Genomic DNA, 21,684 nt, shown 5'->3' with positions numbered 1-21,684 from the left:
AGAGTTCCGCCTCGTGCCTACTTCACACTCGCGTGCCGGCGTCGCCTCTGTGTGCGCCGCGGCTTTGACGCTTTCAGGACTGCTCGTGACAGGGTTGGCTGCCGCTCAGCCCGCGGCTGCCGCGGACCCGGCCGGCTACCAGAACGTTCGGATCAACGAGGTCACCTCGTCGAACAGCGACACGGTGGAGCTGTACAACACCGGCTCGACCCCGGTGAGCATCAGTGGCTGGAAGATGTCCGACGACAGCTTCTCGCCGCAGGCGTTCGGTCCGTCCTCCAGCACCATCCCGGCAGGCGGTTTCGTCACCTTCGACTCGCCCAAGGGGCTCGGTGATTCGGACAAGCTGGTGGTCTACACGGCCGACGGCACAGTGGTCGACCGCGTGGAGTGGGCAGGCAACGGGGCGAAGCCGGCGATGGCGCGTTGCGGCGGCGACGGCACCGGGGGGTGGGTGACCACGACCACGGCGTCCACGTTCGGCGCCTCGAACGCCTCGGGCTGCCCGTCGTCGACACCGGCGGCGAGCCGGGTGCGGATCAACGAGGTCACCTCGGACGGCGCGGACACCGTGGAGCTGTACAACGGCGGAACGAGCGCGGTCAGCATCGGGTCGTGGAAGTACGTCGACAATGACACCGCCCACTCCCCGGTCTCGATCTCGTCCTCCTCGCCGAGCGCGACCAGCATCCCCGCGGGAGGCTACGTCACGTTCAACTCCACCCTCGGTCTGGGCGACAACGACTCGGTCTTCCTCCTCGACAGCAACGGCAACACCGTGGACTCGGTGACCTGGGCCGCCGCCGGCGCCAAGCCGTCGGTGCAGCGCTGCGCCGACGGCACCGGCTGGTTCCAGACCTCCACGACCGCGACGCTCGGCAGTGCGAACTCCTGCTCGGGCAGCGGCGGTGGCGGTGGCACCGGCGGTGGCGGCGGTCAGCTGCGGGGGGGGCGGCGGCTCGCTCACCAGCGGCTGCACCCCCGAGGCGCCTTCCGGTACGGGTTCCACCCCGGCGGGCACCCTGGCGTGGCCGGGCGGGCTGGACGTCACGATCGCCGACAACGTCTGTGCCTTCACCACGTCCACCGGCCCTGAAGGCCGGGACCTGAGCGGCCTGGCGTTCGACCCGGCGAACCCGTCCGTGCTGTGGGCCGCCAAGAACAAGAACTGGCTGTACAAGCTGGTCAAGAGCAACGGCAAGTGGATCCCGGACGCCTCATGGAGCGCGACCGGCAAGCAGATCCGGTTCGCCGGCGGCACAGGCCAGCCGGACTCCGAGGGTTTGACCGTCGGCGCCAACGGCCACGTCTACGTGACCTCCGAGCGTGACAACGCCGACAACACGGTCCCCAAGGACACGATCATGGAGTTCGACCCGGGCGCGACCGGCTCAACACTGACGCCGATCCACCAGTGGGACATGACCTCGCAGTTCCCGCAGCTCAACACCGGCAGCAAGGACGACGCCAACCTCGGCTTCGAGGGCGTCGGCTACGTACCGGACAGCTGGCTGACCGCGAACGGCTGGGTCGACCCTCTCACCGGCGCTGCCTACAACCCCGCGAACTACCCGCTGCACGGGTCGGGCCTGTTCTTCGCCGGCCTGGAGTGGGACGGCACGCTGCATGTCTACGGCCTGAACTCCGACGGTACCTTCACCACGTTCGGCACGATCGCGACCGGCAAGGTCTCCGTGATGGATGTGACGTTCGACGCCGGAACCCAGCGCATCGTCGCGACCTGCGACAACACCTGCGGCGAGACGCACACCTTCATGAAGGTCAACGCCGGCGGCGCGATCGTTCCGGACGTGACCTACACGAACCCGGCCGTCATGCCGACGGACAACCTGGAGGGCTTCGCGATCGCGCCGGCGTCGACCTGCGTCAACGGCTCCCGCGAGGCGGTCTGGAGCGACGACGGCATCTACGGCTTCGGTTCCGGAAGCTCTTCCTACGGTCACGCCCTCTACAGCGGTACCTTCCCCTGCTGAGCCTGCCGACCAGGGGAGACAGCTCATGCACGGGACCGCCTCCAAGGTGAGGCGCCCAAGCAGTGCGCAGCGAAGAAGCTCCTGGCGGACGGGGTGACGACCAAGATCACCTGCGGCCTGCCATGAGCACAGTACGGCCGTACGCCGGCCGGGTTCCTGCTGGTGCTGGCGGAGGCTGCCGGACGACGGGCCGGGCCGGACACCGGATGCCCGGCCCGAGCGTCGAGTCGCTGAAGGATCCCGGCGGGCACGCCCTGCACCTGGCCTGGGCTCGCGACACCCGCGACCGGCTCGCCCCGGCCCGGGTCCGGCTCCCTCTGCTGTCCGCGCTGGTGCCTGTCCCGGCCGCATCGTGCCGGACTTCCTCACACCGGTCCCGGAGCGGTCCGAGCCGGCCCCGTAGGTAGCGGAGCGTACGAGGCACCGGCACGCGGTCCGGCCCGGCTCGCGGACGGGATGAGGGCCCATCGGGACACAGCGCTGGCGCCGCACCGGCCACGGATGGTGCGTCACCTGGCCGGAGATCCTGCGCCGCGCCCGGCTGATCGCCCGCGGCCGCACCGAAGCCCTGTTCGCCGATCTGCGTCCGGCGGTCGGCTGGGACGACGGCGTACTGCGGGTCGCCCATCCCGGACACGACGCCAGCCGAGCCCTCGACCGCGGGCAGGGACTGGTCCTGGCCCCCTCTGTCTTGGTGTGGCCCGGAGTCTTCTCCCAGAGCACCCCACCCGGTCAGCCCGGTCTGGTCTATCCGGCGGGGGGCATCGGAGCCCTGTGGGAGCGCGGCGGCACCCCGGTGCCCGAGGCGGTGGCGGGCGTCCTGGGACGCTCCCGAGCCATGCTGCTGACCGAGCTGGCCACCCCGGCCTCCACCACGGAGATCGCCGCGCGCACGGGCATGCCGATACCGACCGTCTCCCACAAGCTCACCGCGTTGCGCGCGGCCGGCCTGCCCGTCTCGCACCGTACCGGTCGCAGGGTCGGCAGCCCGGCGCCCGCTGAGCGCGGACACGACGCGGGACACCCGCGCCGCCGTACCAGAGCCCGCAGCAGCTCCTCGAAGCAGTCCAGAGGGCCCGTGGCCGGCGCGCCCACGCCCACCAGCGGCAGGAAACACATAGATCATCCACGGTGGATTCCGGCCACATCCGCGCGATGAAGGGCTGGTCGGCCACCGGGCCGTCCCCTGCGGACCGGGGCAGGGCCGGCAGCAGGCGGCACCTGATCGTCGAGGCGCACGGCCTGGCACGGCCTGGGGCTGCCATAGCCCCGCTCACTCCTCTTGAACCTCCTCCTGCCCGGGCGCGTCGCCGATGGCAACGCGCAGGTCATGCATGCCCTGCATGATGTCGATGAGGGCTTCCTCCGCCCCGCCCAGGGCCCGCCGGGTGCCCTCCACATCACCTCGGTCGGCGTGCAGCTGGGCGCTGAGGGTGTACAGGGCCGTCATCGCCGCGGCGAAGGACGCCTCCCGTCCCGGGGGCGGTTCTTCCTCATCGGATTCCGAGACCTGCATGGCGGTGCGCTGCAGTCTGTTCGTCAGGACGTTGACCGCAAGGCCGGGGTCAGGACCCAGCTGGTCCGCCCAGCCGAGGAGCGTGGTGAGGACGTCCTCGATCTCCCCTTCGTCGGTCAGGCGGGTGGCGGCGGTGATCTCCAACTCCGCCTTGGCCAGAAGATGGCCCAGCAGGCGCAGACGATCCTCTTCCGGTGGTCCCGGTGGCTGCACCTGCGGCTCAGCCACCGGTTCAACCCCTAGAGCCACCAATGCCGCATGGATCTGTTCCGCACTCGCCGGATGTTCGCTTTTGATAGTCACGCCCTCAGCTTCGCTCCACGAAGGCGTCATGGCCCGCCCACACTCCGAGCCGAGACACACCGTGTCACCAGCAAGGGGGCCTCGACGACAACCCCGACTGTGTCCCCGGCGGCGTGCACTCGGGGGCCAGGTACGAGGGAACGCAGAAGCCTCGTCACCGTCGCTGTGCCGACAGCGCCCCACCGGACGCCGCCCCCGGCCGCTCCCACCACCTGCACGTCCCCGTCCGCATCGGCGAGCGCCCTGGTGGCCGGCACAGACGCCAGTCCGACCGCCACCGCCCGTGCGTTGCCCCGCCGACCATCGCGTCCCGTACGACCAGCACTCCCTACACCCTGCGGAGTAGTCGCGATCGCTCCCCCCGCAGGATGACCGCCGGTGTGCCATGGGCAATGCTGTGGGCTGTGAGAGCTGATCTTCACCGACCTGGAGCCGAACCCGGGGACGACGACGGAGATGAGGTCGCCCAACCGGCGCCCGCTCCCCCGTCGCTCCCTGCCGAGCACGCGTACCGGCCGCGCCGCTCCCGGCTGCGACGGTGGCTGCGGCGCGCCGCGCTGGGCTGTGCGGTCGTACTACTGGTCGTCACGGCGGCCTCGTTCGTCTACAACGGCGTCACGGCCGGGCGTGCCGCGCCGCCACGGGGGCTCAGGTACGTGCAGGCCGCCGACATCCGCACGCGGTACCAGACCTGGGGCACGGCGGGCCCACCGGTCGTCCTGGTGCACGGTGCCTTCGAATCCGTGGACACCTGGTCGCGCCTTGCCCCGCTGCTCGCCCAGCACCACCGGGTGTACGCGCTCGACCTGACGGGCGACGGATACAGCGAGCGCCACGGCCCGTACACCGTCGACCATTTCACCAGGCAGCTCCTGGGCTTCCTGGACGCCATGCACCTCGGCGGTCGGGGCGAGCGCCCGCTGCTGGTGGGACACTCCAGCGGAGCCGCCGTGGTCACCGAGGCCGCATTGCGGGCTCCTGACCGGCTGGGGGGTGTGATGCTCCTCGACGGCGACGCCCTCGACACCGGTGCCGGGCCGCCGCCGGCCTTCAGGTACGTCCTGATCGACCCGTACCGCACCAGCCTGCTCCGGCTCGGGCTCGGCATCGACGCCGTGATCCGCAGCGTGTACGACGCACAGTGCGGGCCTGCCTGTCCGCACCTGGACGCCGCCGGCCTGGATCAGTGGCGGCGCCCACTGCGGGTGCCGGGCGCGGAGGACGCGCTCTGGAGCATGCTGGCCGCCGGGGTGCCAGGTCTGCCCGCCGACCAGGTGGCGCGGCTCGCCGGGGTACGCCTGCCCAAGTCGGTGGTGTTCGGGGCCGAGGACGACGTGTTCAGCCGGCGGACTCCGCAGGAAACCGCCCGGCGCATCGGCGCACCACCCGCGACGCTCATCCCGGGCGCCCGGCACCTGACGATGATCTCCAGCCCCGAGGCGGTCGCGACGGCCGTGGACAGACTCACGACGGCATCGATCGCGGCATCGCGGTGACTCCAGCCGGACGCCCCTGTGGGAGCTCCGGACCGGGCATCCGCCAGAAGCCGGAACAAACCCCTGGACCAGCTCGGCTGACGGTGAGCGAGCTGATGACCAATGCCCGCACGTACACCTGTTTTCGAGGCGGGTGGCTCAGCCTGTCGACCGAGGCAGGACGGGCGGCACACACGACCTGATCACCGACGCCACCGGTCTCCCGCCTGCCGCCCTCTACGGTCGGCCGGGTGCCCGCCGCGTTGCGCCTTCCGGGGCGCGGGTCGGTCACTCGCTCTCGCCGTAGCTCATGAACCAGTGGGTGTCGAAATAGCGGGCCAGCGAGAACCGGTGGTCCTGGTCGACGAGGATGCGGCAGACGAACTCTGCGGCCTGACAGTCGAAGGGAACGTCCTCGCCGTCGAAGGACCGGACCACGACCGGCCAGCGGTCGGCGTCGTCGCCCTCGGCCCTCCAGCAGTACAGGTCCTCGTGCTCCGTGCCCGCCCAGATGAGCAGCCCGTCCTCCCTGAGATCCGTCCACGGCTCCTGGATCAGGTCCAGGTCTCCATCGAAAGCGCCCTCGCCGAACGTCTCGACCATGCGCTTGTAGTCGTTCGGCAGCGCGGTGCCCAGACGCGACTCCACCTCCGCCCAGTTCACGTCCGGCCGCTGGGCGGGCTGCGTCCAGGCGGTGATCCGTATGAGGCGCTCCATCCAGTCGACGTCCTCGTCCTCGTCCGGAGCAACCGCCAAAGGTTCTGGCACCTGCCTGCGAGCGACCACCAGGACCGGCCGCTCGACCCCTTCGGCGTCTCGCGCCGTGCCCGTGCCGACCCACTGGTCCGCGTCCGCCCATGCCCGCATCTTCACAGCCCGGTCCGCGAAGGGGACGAGGAGAGCCGCGCCCCTGGACTCGTCGACCGTCGGATCGGTGAAGCCGTCCAGGACGAGGGTGCGCGGGACGCCGTACCTGCTGGCGAGCAGGTCGGTCAGGTTCTGCGGGTCCAAGTCGCCGGGCAGGTATGTATGGCCGTCCGCCGGGCCGAGTTGAGCCAGCAGGTCGTTGACGGTCGCTTGCGTGAGCTCCATGACGGACAGTGAAGCGCACACCACTGACAACGGATGTGTTCCCGTGGACGGGTGACGGCCGCTCGGGAGTCAAGTCCGGTTCGTCTTGCACCAGGTCGGCGATCCACTCCCCGCAGTGGACCAGGACGGCGTCCGCGAGAGCGGCATACGGGTGAAGGCGCAATGCGGAGGGGTCAGTTCTGGTTCACCGGCCACACCGCCGCCGGGTCGCAGTGGGCCGGGCACGCCAGCAGGTAGACCTCGTTGCCAAGGAACAGCCAGTACGTGTCGGCGCTGATGCAGTAGGGCTGCTCCGGCTGGCCGGGGTGGACGGAGAAACGCATGCCCTCCGGCACCTGGCAGAGGTACACCAGGTCGGCGCCGCACGCGCACCTGTAGCTCTCGGGGTCCTGTGCCCAGGACGGCGTACCGCCCACCTTGAAGGTCTGGGATCCGAACCCTTGCGAGTCGGGGGTGTCCGTGAAGGGGCGTAGCGTCAACGGCAGGGCGCGGAGAGACGGTTCGGGCTGCGTCGCCGGCAGCGCCGCGTGGCGCTGGAGCAGCACACGCCAGAACGGGCGCGGGTACGGCGGCTGCGGAGCGTCCCAGTACCGGGGTACGAGCCGGCCGTTCACCAACTCGGCCTCGGATGCGTCGTTGTGCGCACGGCAATGGAAGACCAGAAGGTGGTCTCCACCGAAAACCTCCACGTCCTGGGGTATGTCGAGCTGGAAGAACAGAGCCAACCGCTCGCCGCAGAAACACTCGGGCCATTCCTGGGCGTCGTCGAGGAAGGGCCAGCCGCCCACTGAGTTCCGCGCCGGCCGGTCCAGCGGGTCGGACCCGACGTCCACCGCGTGGGCGGGCAGCACCGCACGCACCTTCGTCACATCACGTTCGACCACCCGCTCACTCTAGCTGCGGCGTTAGGGCTCGGACCGCCAGCTCGTCTGGAGGCGCGCGGCGGCTCCTGGTGCTTCGCGCAGAGGCACCTCGTCTGGAGCGGCTTCGATCGCCGCGTGCCGGCTCCTGATGCGGGCCGCCGGGAATGCCCTGGTTCGGCAGGCGAGTTGGGTGCCGCCGCTCGACTTCGGTTAGTCTTCGGCGCTCAGCACAGAGCACCACCATGTTTGAGGGGGAACTCCTTGACCACCCTGCCGCCGCTCGGCGCGCCCCAGCCGGACCGCCGCAAAGTCATCCGCAACAGGATCATCCTCGGACTGTTCATCGCGGCCGTCGCCGCGTCCATCGCGGTCAACGGTTTCAGCAGCGGCTCGGATGACGCCGACAGCGTGCAGGCAGGTGACTGCTTCGAGAACACCGGCACCGAGAAGGACCCCCACATCAAGAAGCACGACTGCGGTGACGCCCACGCCGACTACAAAGTGCTGAAGCGGTTCAAGGACGCCGTCACCGACATGTCCTGCTGGGACGTGAAGGGAGCCACGGGCTCCCTGACCCAGGTCGGCTCGACGAGTTACGTCGTGTGCTTCAAGAAGAACACGCACTGAGCGGAGCAGTGCCGCGCGCCTTGGGCATGCGCAGGTCCGTCCGGCAGTGACGGTTCTTGATCGTTGCGGTACGACGTCGTCATGCTGTACGCGCATGAGTTCCAGGGCTGGACGCTGAAGCGGGTCAAGCTGCTGATCGGGCGGACGTTCCGCGTCGGCTGCACCATCCAGGGCGAGTGGAAGCTGCTGCGCCGGCACGGACGCGATCGAGGGGTGGAAGGCCGAGGTGTGGCCGCAGGTAAAAGGCACCGACCGCGATGGCGACATCCGCCATCAGCTCCTGACCGGCCTCGACTGTCCGGCAGGGCGTTTGGTCGTCCGCCGCCGCATCGGTGATCACGTCGCCCATCTCGACGAACTGACCATGAAGCTCCTGAGCGACTGGCTTCGCGCACGGGCTGAGCGCTGGCCCCGCAGACCAATTCGCACCTGATCGTCACGCAGGTCACCGCGGTCGCCCCCAACGGCCCTCCGGCTGCTCGATGAGGCACACGAAACTGCCGACCCCGTGCGCCTGATGCGCGTCTTCCGGATCTCCGACACGACCGCACTGAAGTACGTCAGAGCAGCCCACCCCCACCGATTCGGGCCAGAGCCCACCCAAGCCTGATCGGCAGTCCCGGACCCGGGGTACAGCACTGGCGACCACGGGTAATTGGTAGTCGCTTATTCCTCAACGAGTGAGGGTCTGGGGTCACTGTGTGGCCGCCGGGGTAGGGAGGCGCCGGCTCTTCCGGATTCTCTGTAGTGAGGCGAGCGGTCAGGCCACTGGCCGGATCCGGTCACTGGTTGACTGGCGTCAGTGCGGCCTGGAGGCGGTCCCGGACTGCGGTCTGGGCGGCGATGCGTTCGTTGAGGACTGCCAGTCGCTCCACTGCGACCTGGATGCCCTTGTCAGACGGTGGCGCCGTGGTCATGTCTCCGTCCAGACACGGTAGGAAGACCTGCACGTCGTCCAGGGTCAGCCCGGCGGCCAAGAGGTAGCGGATGTTGTGGACCCGCACCACCGCCCGCTCGTCATAGAGGCGGTAACCATTGAGGGCACGCTCCGAGGAGATCAACCCCGCCTGCTCGTAATGCCGCAGCGCACGGGCGGTCGCCCCAGTCGCCTTGGCCAGCTCACCGATCTGCACCCGCTCCCCCCTCTGGGGTGCAATTCCTATCACGCCACGACCGCCCCGCCGTCGACCGGGAGTACGACCCCGGTGACAAACGACGCGGCCGGTGCGGCAAGCCGGGTAATCGCCCAGGCCACCTCCTCCGGTTGGCCGATCCGGCCCAACGGGGTGTGTGCCAGCTGCCACTCCCGGACTGCGGCCATTCGTTCAGGCGTCAGCCCCTGGTGCTCGCCGATGGGGGTGTCGATCGCGCCTGGCGCGACCGCCGCCACTCGGATCCCGCGAGGTGCCAGCTCGACCGCCCAACTGCGGGTCAGCGTCTCCAGCGCGGTCTTGGTCGCCGCGTAGACAGAGCTGCCCGGCCAGGCCCGCTGCCCGACCGATGTACTCACGTTGATGATCACTCCGCCGGATGCCTCCAGGGACAGCAGCGCGGCCTGGGCCAGCAGGATAGGTGCGATCAGGTTGGTGGCGATCTGCGGAGCGATCATCTCCGGCGTGAGCGCGCCGAGGGCACCGCTGTGCACGATGCCGGCATTGTTGACCAGCACGTCCAACCGGCCGTGCATCTCCAACGCGGTCTGGACGATCAGCTCGGGGCCACCGGCGGCGGTGATGTCGACCGCCAGCGGGGTGATTCGGTCGTGCCCGGCGGCGGTCTCGTTGAGTGGTTCGGCCCGTCGGCCGACGGCGAGGACGTGGGCGCCCTCGGCGGCGAAAGCGCGGGCTGTGGCCCGGCCGATCCCGGTGCCGGCCCCGGTGACGGCGACGATCCTGCTGATCTGGGGTGCGGTGCTGCTGTCCATGCCGGTCATCGTTCAACCTTGCCGCCAGCGGTAAGGTCAAGCGGCGCCTGGTGGGCTTGTGATCAGCGGGTGTGGTCACCGGGGGCATTGTGACGCCAGGTTCCTCCGGCCTCTTCGGCGAGACGGGTGGTGTGGTCGTCGTTGTGGCCGAGCATTCGGGCGATCACCGGAGCTGGGGCCTGGAGGACGAGTTGGCGGATCGCCGCTGTGCGTCCTGGCCGGGTCGGGGAGCCCAGTTGGCGGAGGCGAGGTGCCATGGCTTCCGGGGTCATGGGTTGTCCGGCCCGGCGGCCGGGGAAGAGCCATCGGGCATTGGGGTTGGTCGCGGTCTTGGTGTTGGGTCGCTGCCCCAGGTAGTTGAGCAGCATTCCGTCGAACAGGGCGGGAACGGGCGACGGTGGGTCGCCGAGCCGCACGAGGACATTGCCGTCCCCGTGCTGGACGTCGTCGCTGCTGAGCCTGGTGATCCGGGTAAGCGGCTGAGCTTAGAGGTGGACAAGGACGGCGGCCACTCGGTCCTGGAGGGGGATGTCGTCGCGGTTCGCGAGCTGTCGCAGTAGCGCGAGCCGTTGGCGCTGGGTGGCCGGCGCGGGATTCGCCGTCGAGCGGTGCGGGATGGTGACCATCGGCACGTGCTTGGACTGCATGGCCCAGCGGAGGAAGGAGTGGGTGAGGCGCCGGGCGGTGTTGCCGCCTGCGTACCAGGTGTCGCCATCGTCCTGGGTGCAGTCGGCCAGGGCGCGTCCGCGCTGGGCGAGGTGGTCGAGGAAGTTGATTGCCAGGTAGAGCTTGTTGCGGGCCTGCTGGGTCTGGCTGTTGGTGAGCGGTCACGGCCGGCCAGGGTGCGGAGACGGCGTTGGATGTGCCGGGTGGTGAAGAGATCCAAGAGCTTGCAGCATGCTTACCTGGGTCATGCCCCCAGGCCCTCCGTCACGGGCAGGCACTCGGCGAGCAGGTCGACGACGTCGCGCCAGGCTCGCTGCGCGTGCTGTGGGTGGTAGCCGACGCCGGGGCGCACGGTGTGGTCGACCGGCGGGTGGTGGAAGGCGTGCAAGGCGCCGCCGTAGACCGTGAGGCGCCAGTCGACGCCCGCGGCCTGCATCTCGGCTGTGAATGCGTCCCGTTGCGCGGGCGGCATGATCGGGTCTTCCGACCCGACCCCGGCCCACACCGGGCAGCGAATGCGCGCCGCCTCGCCCGGTCGGCCCGTGGTCAGTGCGTTGACTGTCCCGATCGCGCGCAGGCTGACGCCAGCACGCCCGAGTTCCAGCCCGATGGCGCCCCCGGTGCCGTAACCGACGGCGGCGATCCGGTCGGGGTCGGTCCGCGGTTCGGTGCGCAACACGTCGAGCGCCGCATGGCCGATGCCCCGCATCCGGTCGGGATCAGCGAGCAGTGGCATGCAACGGGCAAGCATCTCCTCCGGGTCACCCAAATAGCGCCCGCCGTGAAGGTCGAAGGCCAGCGCTACGTATCCCAGCTCGGCGAGGGCATCGGCCCGGCGGCGCTCGACGTCGCTGAGCCCCGTGCCCTCTGGTCCGAGCAGCACCGCGGGACGGCGGTCGACACCGGCCGGGAGCGCGAGGTGCCCGATCATCGTCAAACCGTCGGCCGGGTACTCGACCGTACGCGTCGTAATCGTCGTCATGAGACTGGACTGTAGTGATCGTCGAGCCCGGCCCGGCCGCTGTTCTGCCGCTGGCAGAACAGCGCGCGTGTCCCTCTGAAATGCGGGGGCCGAGCCATCAGGGCTTCAAGATCATCCAGGGTCTGTCCCAAAAGTGGATCTTGCTTGTGGTGATCATGTGCTGTGGTGCGTGGAGATCTGACGGATGCGCAGTGGTCACGGCTGGAGCCGCTGCTGCCGCGCGGGAAAAAGCCGGGGCGGCCGCCGATGTGGACCGGGCGGCAGCTGATCGACGGCATTCGGTGGCGTGCCCGCGCCGGAACGCCCTGGCGGGACGTGCCCGAGCGATACGGTCCGTGGGATCGGGTCTACGACCTGTTCCGGCGGTGGCAGCGCAACGGGACATGGAAGTGGATCCTGGAACAGCTCCAGACCGAGACCGGCGCGAGGGACCTGATCATCTGGGATGTCAGCGTGGACTCCACCGTCTACCGTGCCCATCGGCACGCCGCGGGCGCCCGCGCGGTTCCGCGGCGGGCTGACCACGAAGATTCACCTCGCTGCGGCCATCAACGAGTGGCTGTGACCAGCACGTTCACAACAGAACCTAGCCTCTCTTCTCCTCTAGCCCTCGAGTGGTCGGCCGCTCGCGTCCCCAGGCGGCCAGCGGCTGGAGTGCGACGTTGAGGCGCACCCCGTCCGCGGTCAGTGAGTACTCGACGCGGGGCGGCACCTCGTCGTAGGAGACGCGGTGCACGACGCCGTCCGCTTCCAGCTCACGTAGGTGAGAGGCCAGCACCTTCTCGGTGATCCCGGGAAGCAGTCGACGCAGCTCGCCGAAGCGACGGTAGGGGTGCTCGTGGAGCGCCCAGAGGATCAGCACCTTCCACTTGCCGCCGATCACCTCCATCGCGGCATCGATCCCGCAGACGTGTCCGTCTGGTGCGCCCGGCCGGTTCAGCGTCGTCATGCCCCCCACCCTTCTGACGTGCTCGCTCACCCCGGGGTAACCACCCACAACCAAGTGCGTACTTGATCACCTCCGGCCCTGCGACCAGCCTAATCGGCATGACACGCAACACTGTTGAGAAAACTCCCGTCACGCTGCTGGGCCTCGGCGCGATGGGCACCGCGCTGGCCCGCACCTGGCTTGCCGCCGGCCACCCACTCACCGTCTGGAACCGCACCCCAGCCCGCGCCGCGGCACTCGCCGCCGAGGGTGCACGGGTCGCGGACAACGTCGCTGAGGCGGTCGCAGCGAACACCCTGATCGTCGTTTGTCTCTTGGACGACACCTCGGTCGACGAGGTGCTGGTCGACACCGACCTGGCCGACAAGGACGTGGTCAACCTGACCACCAGCACCCCTGCCCAGGCCCGCGCCCGCGCCGAGTGGGCCCGCGAACGCGGCGCCCGCTACCTGGACGGCGGAATCATGGCTGTTCCTCCGATGATCGGCGTCCCCGAAGCCGGCGGCTACGTCTTCTACAGCGGCTCGCGGGAGCTGTTCGAGCGACACCAGGAGACCCTGGTCGTCCCAGTCGGCACCACCTACGTCGGCGAGGACGCGGGCTTCGCGGCCCTGCACGACGTGGCCCTGCTCAGCGCCATGTACGGGATGTTCGCCGGGGCCGCGCACGCCTTCGCCCTGATCCGCAAGGAGGACATCGACCCAGCAGCGCTCGCCCCGCTGCTGGCCGACTGGCTCGTCGCGATGGCCCCGGCAGTTCACCAGACCGCCGACCATCTGCGGAGCGGCGACTACACCAAGGGCGTCGTCTCCAACCTCGCCATGCAGGTAGCCGGCACACCGACCTTCCTGAGAACCGCCGAGGAGCAGGGTGTCAGCCCGCAACTGCTCAGCCCCTACTTCGAGCTGCTGCGCCGCCGCCTGGCCGAAGGCAGCGGCGAGGAGGATCTGACGGGTGTGATCGACCTGCTGGTGTACTGACCGGCCACTTGCTGTCACAGAAGCGACCGTGCTGGTCACAGTCCTCAACGAGACGCTGTTGACCAGCACTTTCACAACACGCCCTAGTCGCCCCCTTGGCGCGTACCTCGGTCACGCCCCAACCCGTCGGCTACTCCGCCAGCGGGCGCCACGTCCCCCTCCGGTTCCCCGCGATCCACCCCGAGAATCCGCGAACCCATCGGCTTGGCGGTGGGAAGAGGTCTTCCGGGCCCGGCACGCCATCTGGCACGAGATCGCCAACTGGATCAAGGCGGCCGCACTGATCGCCGGGGTCAGCCTCATCGTCATGATGATGGACACCGCCGGTGACATCGCCGGCGCCACCCTCAAGGGCCTGTCCGCCGTCTCGGCCTCCAACGCCGGTGACGGCAGCGGACTGTGGGGCACGGTCGACCACCCCATCCGGGTGTTCCTCGCCGGCCAGGCCGCCCACCTTGCCGTCGCCCCCGCCGCCCTGTACGCGTTTGGCAGCCAGCCGGACTGCTCGGAGTCATCGGCGGTTTCCTCGGCAGCGCCGGCGCCCGCAACGCCTGGATGCTGTTCGGCATCGGCAGCCTCGCCATGGTCTGGTCCGCCTCCCCGGCCGGAGGCCGCGCTGCCGCCACCGGGTTGGCCGCCCTCATGTGGGCGCCGGCCAGCATCTTCGACCTTCGCGGCCTGACCCTGCGGCCCATCGTTCACAACCACCCGCCGCGGTTCCAGTCCCAGTTCAACCCCGCCCGCCACCTCCACGCCACCCCCTCCCCCACCCCGTCGAGTGACCACTTTGGCGACGAAGCCGACACATCCACCCGCTCAAGCGCTGACCTTCAGCCGCTCCGCCCGTTCCAGCACCGCCCGCCTGATGGCGCGCCCGACCGGGGCGCATAACCGGACCCGAACGGAACCCCATGAAGCTGCAGCAGAGCGAGGTCTGGGTCGGCGCCTACCACGGACTCCACGACGGCCGCCCCGTCAAGGTCACCGCCACCCGTGAGGACTCCCTTCCCTAGCCCTATGCCTGGACGTGCACCTGCGGCGCCGCGCGCAGGTGCACCACGGTGCACTGTGACCGCAGCGCTCTGCGGCACGCGTACTCCACGTGCCTGGACCAGCTGCGGCAGTGCCACAAGGCTGTTCCGCACCCGCAGCATTCGCTGAGACCTGACGCCCTGCCTGGCCCTCGCCCCCCGCCCTGCGGGTCCGGCGAGGACCTGACAGATCGCCTGGCTGCACGCGCACCACCCACTGCGCCCCGCCGACACCAGCACGACGTCAGCGGGGCGTAGCGCTGTCCATCGACGGCTGGAGGAACTGCTCGTGCTCATTCCCCGCCCGCGCCACCGCAAGAAGCGCCGCCGCGAGATCACCCGAGTGCCGCGCAGTCGCGGCCGCCGGGTGGCTGCTGCGAAACCCTGACTTGGTTGGCCTGGACGGCGAAGAGGGCGTGGAGGAGTGAGCCGGGCCGGACGACCCGGCTCGTCGGCCGTTCCCCGGAGGACTGACGAATCACGTGAGCCCAGAGCTGCTGGGCAGTACCAATGCCGAGTCCGTGTGGAGGGTGATGCGCACCGGTGTGAAGGTGGTGGCGTCTACCGGCGACTCACCGGTGCCGGGATTGCGGGCGTAGCGTGGGTGAGCGCCTCCGCTGATCTGCCAGCGAATGCGATGGCCGACGGGGAAGCGGTGGGCGGTGGAGCTCATCGGCACGGTGACCTGCGAGGGCGCCTGTCCGGCCGTCCGGAGTCGGCTGAACCCGTCACAGATGTTGACGGAGCGGCCTTGTGGGTCCACGTCGCACAGGCGGGTGAAGACATCGGCGTGTCCGGTGTCCGTGGAGATGCTCAGCCGTGCGGAGACCGGTCCCAGGATGTCCATGGGCTCGGTCAGTGGTGGGCCGGTGAAAGTCAGGACGTCGTCTCGTGCCTCCAGGGTGGCGTTGTTCCGGGGACCGGCGGTGCGGGAGAGCAGTGGGCCGCCGAGGGAGGGGGTGGGATCGGCCGGGTCGTAGCGGAACGCCGTCACGGGTGCGGAGTCTGCGGGGGCCTGCTGGGTGAGATGTCCGCCAGGGACGGGGTACCACGAGGTGGCAGCTGCGGCTGGCGGCCAGTCCTCGAGGTCCCGCCAGGCGTTTTCGCCGCCGATGTGCACACGCACCGCGGTGGGACGCAGGCCGGAGGGATCGGCGTCCAGGTGGGCGCGCAGCCACGCGAGGCTCTCGGCGAATACCTCGGGCCATCCTTGCTGCAGGGCGGAAGTATGGGTCCAGGGACCGACGAGCAGGGCGGTCTCACATCCGGCCTGGCGCAGCCGGTCGTACTGCTCGAAGCTCTGGTCGACCAGTGCGTCGTGCCATCCGGTGATCAGAGCCGTGGGCACGCGGAGCCGCTCCGCCGACTCCGCCAACGATGCGCCGTGCCAGTAGGCGTCCTTGGCATCCGGGTGTGCCATCACGTCGTCCAGCCAAGGCAGTTCGCTGCCGAAGGCTGACACGTACGCCCCACGCAGGGGCTGGGCGGTGGTGACGTCGCGCAGGCGGCGCTGCAGGCGCAGCGTCGCTTTGAGGAACGGTGCCATGCCCTGGTGCTGGTAGTTCATGCCCACGCCCACGGCGAGGGCGTTCTCCAGGCGAAGCGCACCGTCTGCGTGGAACAGGGCGTAGGGATCGTGCAGCCCTACTTGCACCACCATTGCCTTCAGTTCTGGCGGCGGGTCCAAAGCGAGGGCCCATTGCACGTAGCCCAGGTAACTGGGGCCGACGGTCCCCAGTGTTCCGTTGAACCAGGGTTGCTCGCGCAGCCAGGACACCGTGGCCTGGCCGTCGGCGGCCTCGTTGCGCCACAGATCGAACATGCCGCCCGAACCTCCGGTGCCGCGGCAGCTCTGCAGGATCACGTGGAAGCCCTGTTCGGCGAAGAGCAGGCCGTACTGGGGCGACCACGGCAGGCCTCGGCCATAGGGCGAGCGGACCAGGAGGGTGGGAAAGTCGCCCTGGGCGCGCGGGAAGTAGTGGTCAGTGATCAACGGGCTGCCGTCGGCGGCCGGCACCAACAGTCCCGGCTCCCATCCGGCCTCGTGCCGTTTCGCCGGCAGACCTCGCCAGGTCGCCCTCATCATGCGGGAGGACAGCGGCGGTTTTCCGGCGGGTGGCACCCAGGCGGGTCTGGCTACGGCGTCGGGCGTGCGTGATGGCATCGTTCCCCTCCTCTATTCTCGTACGACGTACGAGAATAGAGGATGCTTGGATGACCTTGGCAAGAGCCGCCTCAACAACCAGGGGAAGGAGTGCGAGGCCGTGTCCAGTGACGGAAAGTCCGGTGCCGGGAGCGTCGATCCCGAACAGCTCTGGCTGCGTCCCGCCGAGCCCCGCAGGGGCCGCAGACCCTCCTTCAGCCGGGAGACGATCACCGCGGCAGCCGTCGCTCTGGCGGACGCGGAAGGACTCGACGCGGTCACCATGCGGCGGGTGGCCGCCGAGGTGGGAGCGGGCGTCATGTCGCTCTACAGCTACGCCCCTGACAAGGAGACGCTGCTGGAACTGATGGTCGACCACGTCAGCGGCGAACTCACCGCCACGGACCCACCCAGCGGCGACTGGCGTGCCGATCTGAAGACCGTGGCCCGGCTGCAGCGCGCCCACATGCTGCGCCACCCTTGGCTGCCCGTCGCCTTGTCTACCCGTCGCATTCCGGGCCCCAACACGCTGGCCTTCCTGGAACACGTGCTCGCCGTCCTGCGGCCCACCGGGCTGGACGGTGCGGCGAAGCTAGAGGTCTTCGCCCAGATCACCGCATTCGTGGCCGGACACGTCGCCCATGAGATCGCGCAGGCCGCAGCTTCACGATCACCGGACCGGGCCGCAGCCGAGGGCCGCTACCTCGCCGCTGTCGCCGCCGACGGCTGCCACCCGGAACTCGCCGAAGCCCTTTCGGCCCCCGGCCGTCCCCTCACTCCCGACGCCACCTTCACCCGGTTCCTCAACCGTCTGATCGATGGCCTCGATACTGACTGATGCCACGCAGCTGTGCCTGCCGTCCCAGGACACCGGCTTCGACGGCGAGGGCGACGATCGTCAGGGCGCCGTTGGAGCGTTCGGGTGTGCCGCGCAGGATGCGGTCCATCGCGGCACGGATGCGGTCGGGCTTGCGACGGGGCTCATGGGGTCGGCTCCTGGGAGTGGACGCGATCGTTGTTGTGGCGGTCTGCCGGACCACGTAGATGGTCGGCAAATCGGGTGAACCGGTCGGCGAGCGGTGCGGGCATGGCCTCCGAGGCGGCCTGCTTCTCCAACGTCTGTACGTGCTGCGCGAGTTCGTCGGCGTGGCGGTCGGTGCGTGCGATGTTCGCGCACGACGGCCGGCAGCGGTCGAGGCTCGGGGCGCCGGCGACATCGAAAGTCGGTACCTGCACGACCGCTTCGGCCCGGAGATCCTTCCGCTGTGGCCCATTGGAGAACGTTCTCGTCTGCCAGTCCGGCTCCACTGTCTCCCCCCAGCTCAGGAGTGCCGGGCTCCCGCGGAGGCGCAAGCCGGGCCGTAGGTCTGCGGCACCCGACATCGATGCCCAGGGGCGGACCGCCCCGGGTTCACTCACCGGCTTCGAAGACGAGCGAGAAGGCGATGAAGCCGAGATCGATTCGGTTCGGGAACCGGCTCCAGCTCGACGGCGGCGGGAACTACCGGCGCCGGGCTGATGGTCTGCTCCGGCACCGTCCTCGAAACCCCCTGCTCCTGCGCGCCGCTTCCTGCGTTCTCCTCATTCACGCGCTGGTCACGGAGCGTTTCAAGGAGACGGACGATCTCGTCAGCGCTCAGTCCTTCGACGCCCAGGACTTCACCGTCTTGACCGAAGGTGACCTTCTTGCCGTTGTTGCGCTCAAAGAACGTCTTGAGAACAGCCGCAACCCCACCAATGCCCCCAGCAGCCCCAAGGATCGTGACCGTCGCCCCGATGAGGGTCGAGTAGTCGGCGCCAGGCGCGGCGTAGAGGAAGCGGTCGACACTTGCTTGCAAGCCTTCTTGGCTGGCATGGCTCGCTAGTTGGCCCGCCAGCTCACCATGTCCATTCCGGAAGGCAACTTCGGCGACCATGACACGCTCGCCGTTTCCGGTCGGCGGCCGCCAGTCCCTGAACTCTCCGTCCGGATGCCTCCACACGAACTTGATGTCGACGTGCAACGGCATCCTGGCCCCAGCGCTCACTTTTCCCCCTTGCCCCGGCTCTGCTTGCCCGCGTCGTACGGCATGTTCCCCGCCACATGCAGATTCCGCAGCCAAACTCGTCAGCTCCTGTCGCTGGTTGGCGCAGTGGCACGATGGTCAGCACATCCCCGCTTCTCTGCGCCAGCCCGCGCTGCTGGTCTCCGCCTCCTGATCACTGTCCTGTGAGCCGACGGTCCCCAGAGCGAGCGGACCACCGGAGTGAGTGCAGTCAACGGACCCCGCCTGGACCGGGGCCTGCCTCGCTCGGCATCGCCCAGCTCGCCCTCCAGCAAGTTCAGGACGCCCTGAACGCCGACGACGTCGACGCCCCGAGCTCGCCGCGATCCTGCACACGGTCAAGACGCTCACATGGCTGCTGCTCAACCACACCAGCGCCGGCGTCTCCACCTTCTACTTCCGCCCGCGCACACTGGCGGTCACCACCATCACCTCCACCTTCCGCAACCTCCGGCCGTTCACCGATGGGCTCCACGGCCGCGGCCGGACCTGCTTCGGCGAGGTCTCCCTGGCCGACCTCGATGATTGCGCCGCGCACGTCAAAGCAACCGAGACCAGCCACGCCCAGCGCAAAGACCGGCTCTCGATCGTGAACCGGGTGTGGTCCTACCGGGACCTGCTGCCCGAGGCCGACCGGCTGCCGCAAACACCGCCCTGGCGCGGCGAGCGCATCCAGGACATCCTCCAGCAGCGGCGCGCCATCCGCGAAGAGAACCGGACACCCCGCATCCATCCCGAGACGATGTCGGCGCTGCTGGTCCGGGCCCTGCGGTTCATCGAGACCTTCGCCGAGGACATCACCGCCGCCTTCGACGAATACCTCGTGCTCAGCGAGCGCAGCGGCCGCAGCCGCATGGGCCGGGCCATTCCCCCACCGCGGCGCCCGGAGGGCGCGCTGACCGACGAGCTGCGCGTCCTGCTGAGCGACTACCGCGAGCAGGGTCGTCCGCTTCCCGGCCTCCGGGACAACGACGGCACGCTCCGGGTCAGCCTCTCGCATCTGGGCGAGGTGCTCGACACGGCCCGCGGCGCGCTGAACGCCCCCAGCAACCGCACCGTCTTCGCCGAGATGGCACTGCCCGTCATCGACGGCGCGCCGCTGGACGCGCCGGTCACCGGGCGGCTGGACGGCCGGCCCTGGCACGCCGGGGCCATCGACTACACCGAGGCCGGTTTCCTGGCCCGGCACCTGAGCACGGCCTGCTTCACCGTGATCAGCTACCTGTCGGGATGCGGGCAGGGGAAGTCCTCAGTCTGGAACGCGGCTGCGTCGGACGAGACCACGCCCACGGCCTGGTCCTCCTGCGCGGCAGGCACTGGAAAGGTGTCCGCGACGATGCCGACGACAAGATGCCCGAGGGCGAGATCCGGGCCGATCCGTGGGTCGTCACCGAGGTCGTCGCCACCGCCGTCGCCGTCTATGCCCAGGTCATCCACGAACTCCGCACCGAGCTGAACCGGCGCACCGACAACAGCACCCAGCGCAGCCCCTCCGGAGTCTCCCTGCCAGCATCCCCTGATGCGCGAGGCGGTCGCGGCATGCCTAGGACGTCAAAGGGACTGGTGACCGGTGACGTCCCCGCCAGGGTTGTCGGCGAGTACGACGGACGGTGATCCGCCGAGCAACCGCGCGGTCCGGCCAGGGACTGAGAGTCCGGTGTTTATACCTTGCTCGCGACCACCATGTAGTTCTCGGCCTCAAGATCGAACGTGCTCAGTTCCGTTTGGAGTCCGACCCGGTGCAGCTCGACTTCGAGTTCCTCGTACCGGTAGGGCCAGCAGGACAGCAGTTCCGAGCGGACAAGAACCAAGCCGGTCGCATCAACTTGCGCGATCGCGATTTCGATGTGGTGCTCCTCCTCCCAATGCGGCGCAATCTCCCAGCGGTAGACCACGACGGCATCGCGACCGTGCCGGCGGACGAGTCGGTCACTGATCTCCAGCCGGGAACCTCTGGCCCTCACGAGTTCCCAAGTGCGGGATGTGAGTACCAAGCGCCCGCCGGGGCGCAGAAGCCGTGACATCGACTCCAGAGCAGCACCCCTGCCTGTCGCGCCCACGGCATGGTGAAGCGAGTTGCCAACGCAGAACACCATGTCGAACGTGTTGTCCTGGAAATGGTCGGGCAACTCGTCCCAGTTCGCCCGTACGGCCCGGACGGATGCCCCGAACTCCTCAGACAACTCTCCGGTCCGACGAACCATCGCCTCGCTGGCGTCAGTTGCGACAACCTGCATGCCACGACCGGCGAGGCCAACCGCCAACTGTCCGGTTCCGCACGAACAGTCGAGGACGTGAGCGTTCGACGGCAGGAGATTGAGGACGTCGTCGAACGACGCAGCGAACTCGGCTGGAGGCAACTTTGCATCCGAGATGAGCCATTCGTACACCTCGGCAAGCACGTCATAGCCTGTCACAACCACTACCTCCGTCACGCGGCAGACTCACCGTAGGACGTCAGTCCATCAGCGGAGCAAGCCGGGCACCAATGGTTTTCGCAAGGATGCTCTGACGGTGTTTGCAGAGGTGAAGGGACGGAGCCGTGAGCGAGCAGGCTGGGCGGTGGCTCTTCCTCACCAACCACGCCCGCGTACTGGTCGCCATGGCACGCGACCCTGCCACCCGGCTCCGCGACATCGCCGCGGTCTGCCGCATCACCGAACGCACGGCGCTGAGCACCGTCACCGACCTCGAACAGGCCGGCTACGGCAGACGCGCCCGTCCGGGAACTGATGGAAGTATTCACCTCACACGAGAGCCCGCACTGACCGACAGCCCTGCTCCCCCTCGGAGCCAGGGCCTAGTGCTGCCCCTGCGTGTTGATCAGCCGCTTGAACCGCGGCTACGCGGTCCGCTGGAGCAGCAACAGCTCGCAATGGGCGAGAGAACAGGAGGCCGGCACCGGGCTGTTGACCGGACTACCGGAGGACACGCCGGGAGGAAGCGCATCCCTCGCCTGGCCAAGTCGGCAGACCTTGCGCATCCGAACGACGAAGGAGCGCAACGGAGTTGGAGGAGCGATCCCGTAATGTCCGGACCATCCAGCCACCGCGGTGGGACGGGTGGCCGCGGACGAAGGTGTCGTGCTCTGGCT

Annotated in this window: 21 protein-coding genes and 1 pseudogene; 9 read left to right on the top strand and 13 right to left on the bottom strand. The window is 69.2% G+C overall.

The features are described from left to right. Positions 1 to 85 precede the first annotated feature (85 nt). Both ACZ7HQ_RS27775 and ACZ7HQ_RS27770 read left to right on the top strand, forming a co-directional pair. A complete protein-coding gene (locus tag ACZ7HQ_RS27775; protein ID WP_470995238.1) occupies positions 86 to 1,096 on the top strand; it encodes a lamin tail domain-containing protein in 1,011 nt (336 codons plus the stop codon). A gap of 1,592 nt (positions 1,097 to 2,688) precedes the next feature. Beyond that, positions 2,689 to 3,153, top strand: coding sequence for an ArsR/SmtB family transcription factor (locus tag ACZ7HQ_RS27770; protein ID WP_470995235.1), 465 nt, complete (start codon positions 2,689 to 2,691; stop codon positions 3,151 to 3,153). A gap of 114 nt (positions 3,154 to 3,267) precedes the next feature. Here ACZ7HQ_RS27770 and ACZ7HQ_RS27765 read toward each other — a convergent pair whose 3' ends face one another. Next, on the bottom strand, positions 3,268 to 3,813 hold the full coding sequence (locus ACZ7HQ_RS27765; protein WP_470995233.1) for a hypothetical protein: 546 nt from the start codon (positions 3,811 to 3,813) through the stop codon (positions 3,268 to 3,270). Between the two features lie 404 nt (positions 3,814 to 4,217). On the opposite strand from ACZ7HQ_RS27765, the gene ACZ7HQ_RS27760 reads away from it, so the two are divergent. Then, the gene (locus ACZ7HQ_RS27760; RefSeq protein WP_470995231.1) at positions 4,218 to 5,309 is read left to right on the top strand and encodes an alpha/beta fold hydrolase; all 1,092 of its coding nucleotides are present in this window, start codon (positions 4,218 to 4,220) and stop codon (positions 5,307 to 5,309) included. A 267-nt stretch (positions 5,310 to 5,576) separates the two neighbouring features. Here the strand turns inward: ACZ7HQ_RS27760 and ACZ7HQ_RS27755 are convergent, their stop codons facing one another. Both ACZ7HQ_RS27755 and ACZ7HQ_RS27750 read right to left on the bottom strand, forming a co-directional pair. After that, on the bottom strand, positions 5,577 to 6,380 hold the full coding sequence (locus ACZ7HQ_RS27755; protein ID WP_470995229.1) for an SMI1/KNR4 family protein: 804 nt from the start codon (positions 6,378 to 6,380) through the stop codon (positions 5,577 to 5,579). A 173-nt stretch (positions 6,381 to 6,553) separates the two neighbouring features. Continuing rightward, the gene (locus ACZ7HQ_RS27750; RefSeq protein WP_470995226.1) at positions 6,554 to 7,264 is read right to left on the bottom strand and encodes a hypothetical protein; all 711 of its coding nucleotides are present in this window, start codon (positions 7,262 to 7,264) and stop codon (positions 6,554 to 6,556) included. A 240-nt stretch (positions 7,265 to 7,504) separates the two neighbouring features. On the opposite strand from ACZ7HQ_RS27750, the gene ACZ7HQ_RS27745 reads away from it, so the two are divergent. Then, on the top strand, positions 7,505 to 7,870 hold the full coding sequence (locus tag ACZ7HQ_RS27745; protein WP_470995223.1) for an LppU/SCO3897 family protein: 366 nt from the start codon (positions 7,505 to 7,507) through the stop codon (positions 7,868 to 7,870). A gap of 96 nt (positions 7,871 to 7,966) precedes the next feature. After that, positions 7,967 to 8,126, top strand: a pseudogene (locus tag ACZ7HQ_RS27740) (winged helix-turn-helix domain-containing protein); the annotation flags it as partial. A gap of 526 nt (positions 8,127 to 8,652) precedes the next feature. Here ACZ7HQ_RS27740 and ACZ7HQ_RS27735 read toward each other — a convergent pair. The 5 genes from ACZ7HQ_RS27735 to ACZ7HQ_RS27715 all read right to left on the bottom strand — a co-directional run bounded on the left by ACZ7HQ_RS27735 (position 8,653) and on the right by ACZ7HQ_RS27715 (position 11,442). Beyond that, positions 8,653 to 9,003 carry a MerR family transcriptional regulator gene (locus ACZ7HQ_RS27735; protein ID WP_470995220.1) on the bottom strand — a complete coding sequence of 117 codons (351 nt, stop codon included), beginning with the start codon at positions 9,001 to 9,003 and terminating at the stop codon, positions 8,653 to 8,655. A 29-nt stretch (positions 9,004 to 9,032) separates the two neighbouring features. Continuing rightward, entirely contained in the window at positions 9,033 to 9,803 is a 771-nt protein-coding gene (locus tag ACZ7HQ_RS27730) for an SDR family NAD(P)-dependent oxidoreductase (protein WP_470995217.1), read from the bottom strand. A gap of 53 nt (positions 9,804 to 9,856) precedes the next feature. Further along, the gene (locus ACZ7HQ_RS27725; RefSeq protein WP_470995214.1) at positions 9,857 to 10,210 is read right to left on the bottom strand and encodes a hypothetical protein; all 354 of its coding nucleotides are present in this window, start codon (positions 10,208 to 10,210) and stop codon (positions 9,857 to 9,859) included. A gap of 69 nt (positions 10,211 to 10,279) precedes the next feature. Continuing rightward, entirely contained in the window at positions 10,280 to 10,441 is a 162-nt protein-coding gene (locus ACZ7HQ_RS27720) for a hypothetical protein (protein ID WP_470995211.1), read from the bottom strand. A 263-nt stretch (positions 10,442 to 10,704) separates the two neighbouring features. Then, positions 10,705 to 11,442, bottom strand: coding sequence for a dienelactone hydrolase family protein (locus ACZ7HQ_RS27715; protein WP_470995208.1), 738 nt, complete (start codon positions 11,440 to 11,442; stop codon positions 10,705 to 10,707). A 162-nt stretch (positions 11,443 to 11,604) separates the two neighbouring features. Here ACZ7HQ_RS27715 and ACZ7HQ_RS27710 point away from each other — a divergent pair, with 162 nt between their 5' ends. Next, positions 11,605 to 12,108, top strand: coding sequence for an IS5 family transposase (locus ACZ7HQ_RS27710; protein WP_470995207.1), 504 nt, complete (start codon positions 11,605 to 11,607; stop codon positions 12,106 to 12,108). Here the strand turns inward: ACZ7HQ_RS27710 and ACZ7HQ_RS27705 are convergent. Next, positions 12,029 to 12,391, bottom strand: a complete 363-nt coding sequence (locus tag ACZ7HQ_RS27705; protein ID WP_470995205.1) for a winged helix-turn-helix transcriptional regulator — start codon at positions 12,389 to 12,391, stop codon at positions 12,029 to 12,031. The genes ACZ7HQ_RS27710 and ACZ7HQ_RS27705 overlap by 80 nt on opposite strands. Positions 12,392 to 12,489: 98 nt before the next feature. Between ACZ7HQ_RS27705 and ACZ7HQ_RS27700 the strand changes: the two genes are divergently transcribed. Beyond that, entirely contained in the window at positions 12,490 to 13,371 is an 882-nt protein-coding gene (locus ACZ7HQ_RS27700; RefSeq protein WP_470995202.1) for an NAD(P)-dependent oxidoreductase, read from the top strand. 1,509 nt (positions 13,372 to 14,880) lie between these two features. Here the strand turns inward: ACZ7HQ_RS27700 and ACZ7HQ_RS27695 are convergent. Beyond that, complete coding sequence (locus ACZ7HQ_RS27695; protein ID WP_470995200.1) at positions 14,881 to 16,566, bottom strand: CocE/NonD family hydrolase; 1,686 nt, start codon at positions 16,564 to 16,566, stop codon at positions 14,881 to 14,883. 100 nt (positions 16,567 to 16,666) lie between these two features. Here ACZ7HQ_RS27695 and ACZ7HQ_RS27690 point away from each other — a divergent pair, with 100 nt between their 5' ends. Beyond that, entirely contained in the window at positions 16,667 to 17,383 is a 717-nt protein-coding gene (locus tag ACZ7HQ_RS27690; RefSeq protein WP_470995198.1) for a TetR/AcrR family transcriptional regulator C-terminal domain-containing protein, read from the top strand. Positions 17,384 to 17,526: 143 nt separating this feature from the next. Here ACZ7HQ_RS27690 and ACZ7HQ_RS27685 read toward each other — a convergent pair whose 3' ends face one another. Both ACZ7HQ_RS27685 and ACZ7HQ_RS27680 read right to left on the bottom strand, forming a co-directional pair. After that, on the bottom strand, positions 17,527 to 17,853 hold the full coding sequence (locus tag ACZ7HQ_RS27685; RefSeq protein ID WP_470995196.1) for a hypothetical protein: 327 nt from the start codon (positions 17,851 to 17,853) through the stop codon (positions 17,527 to 17,529). Between the two features lie 107 nt (positions 17,854 to 17,960). Then, entirely contained in the window at positions 17,961 to 18,548 is a 588-nt protein-coding gene (locus tag ACZ7HQ_RS27680; RefSeq protein WP_470995194.1) for a hypothetical protein, read from the bottom strand. A 247-nt stretch (positions 18,549 to 18,795) separates the two neighbouring features. Here ACZ7HQ_RS27680 and ACZ7HQ_RS27675 point away from each other — a divergent pair, with 247 nt between their 5' ends. Then, positions 18,796 to 20,046 (top strand): hypothetical protein, encoded by a 1,251-nt coding sequence (locus ACZ7HQ_RS27675; protein ID WP_470995192.1) that lies wholly within the window; start codon positions 18,796 to 18,798, stop codon positions 20,044 to 20,046. A 205-nt stretch (positions 20,047 to 20,251) separates the two neighbouring features. Here ACZ7HQ_RS27675 and ACZ7HQ_RS27670 read toward each other — a convergent pair whose 3' ends face one another. Beyond that, a complete protein-coding gene (locus ACZ7HQ_RS27670; protein ID WP_470995337.1) occupies positions 20,252 to 21,007 on the bottom strand; it encodes a class I SAM-dependent methyltransferase in 756 nt (251 codons plus the stop codon). Between the last annotated feature and the right edge of the window lie 677 nt (positions 21,008 to 21,684).

Source organism: Streptomyces sp. NPDC037290 (genome assembly GCF_055603245.1).
The sequence above is the reverse complement of the archived record's forward strand: the minus strand, read 5'-3'. Positions and strand labels throughout refer to the sequence as shown.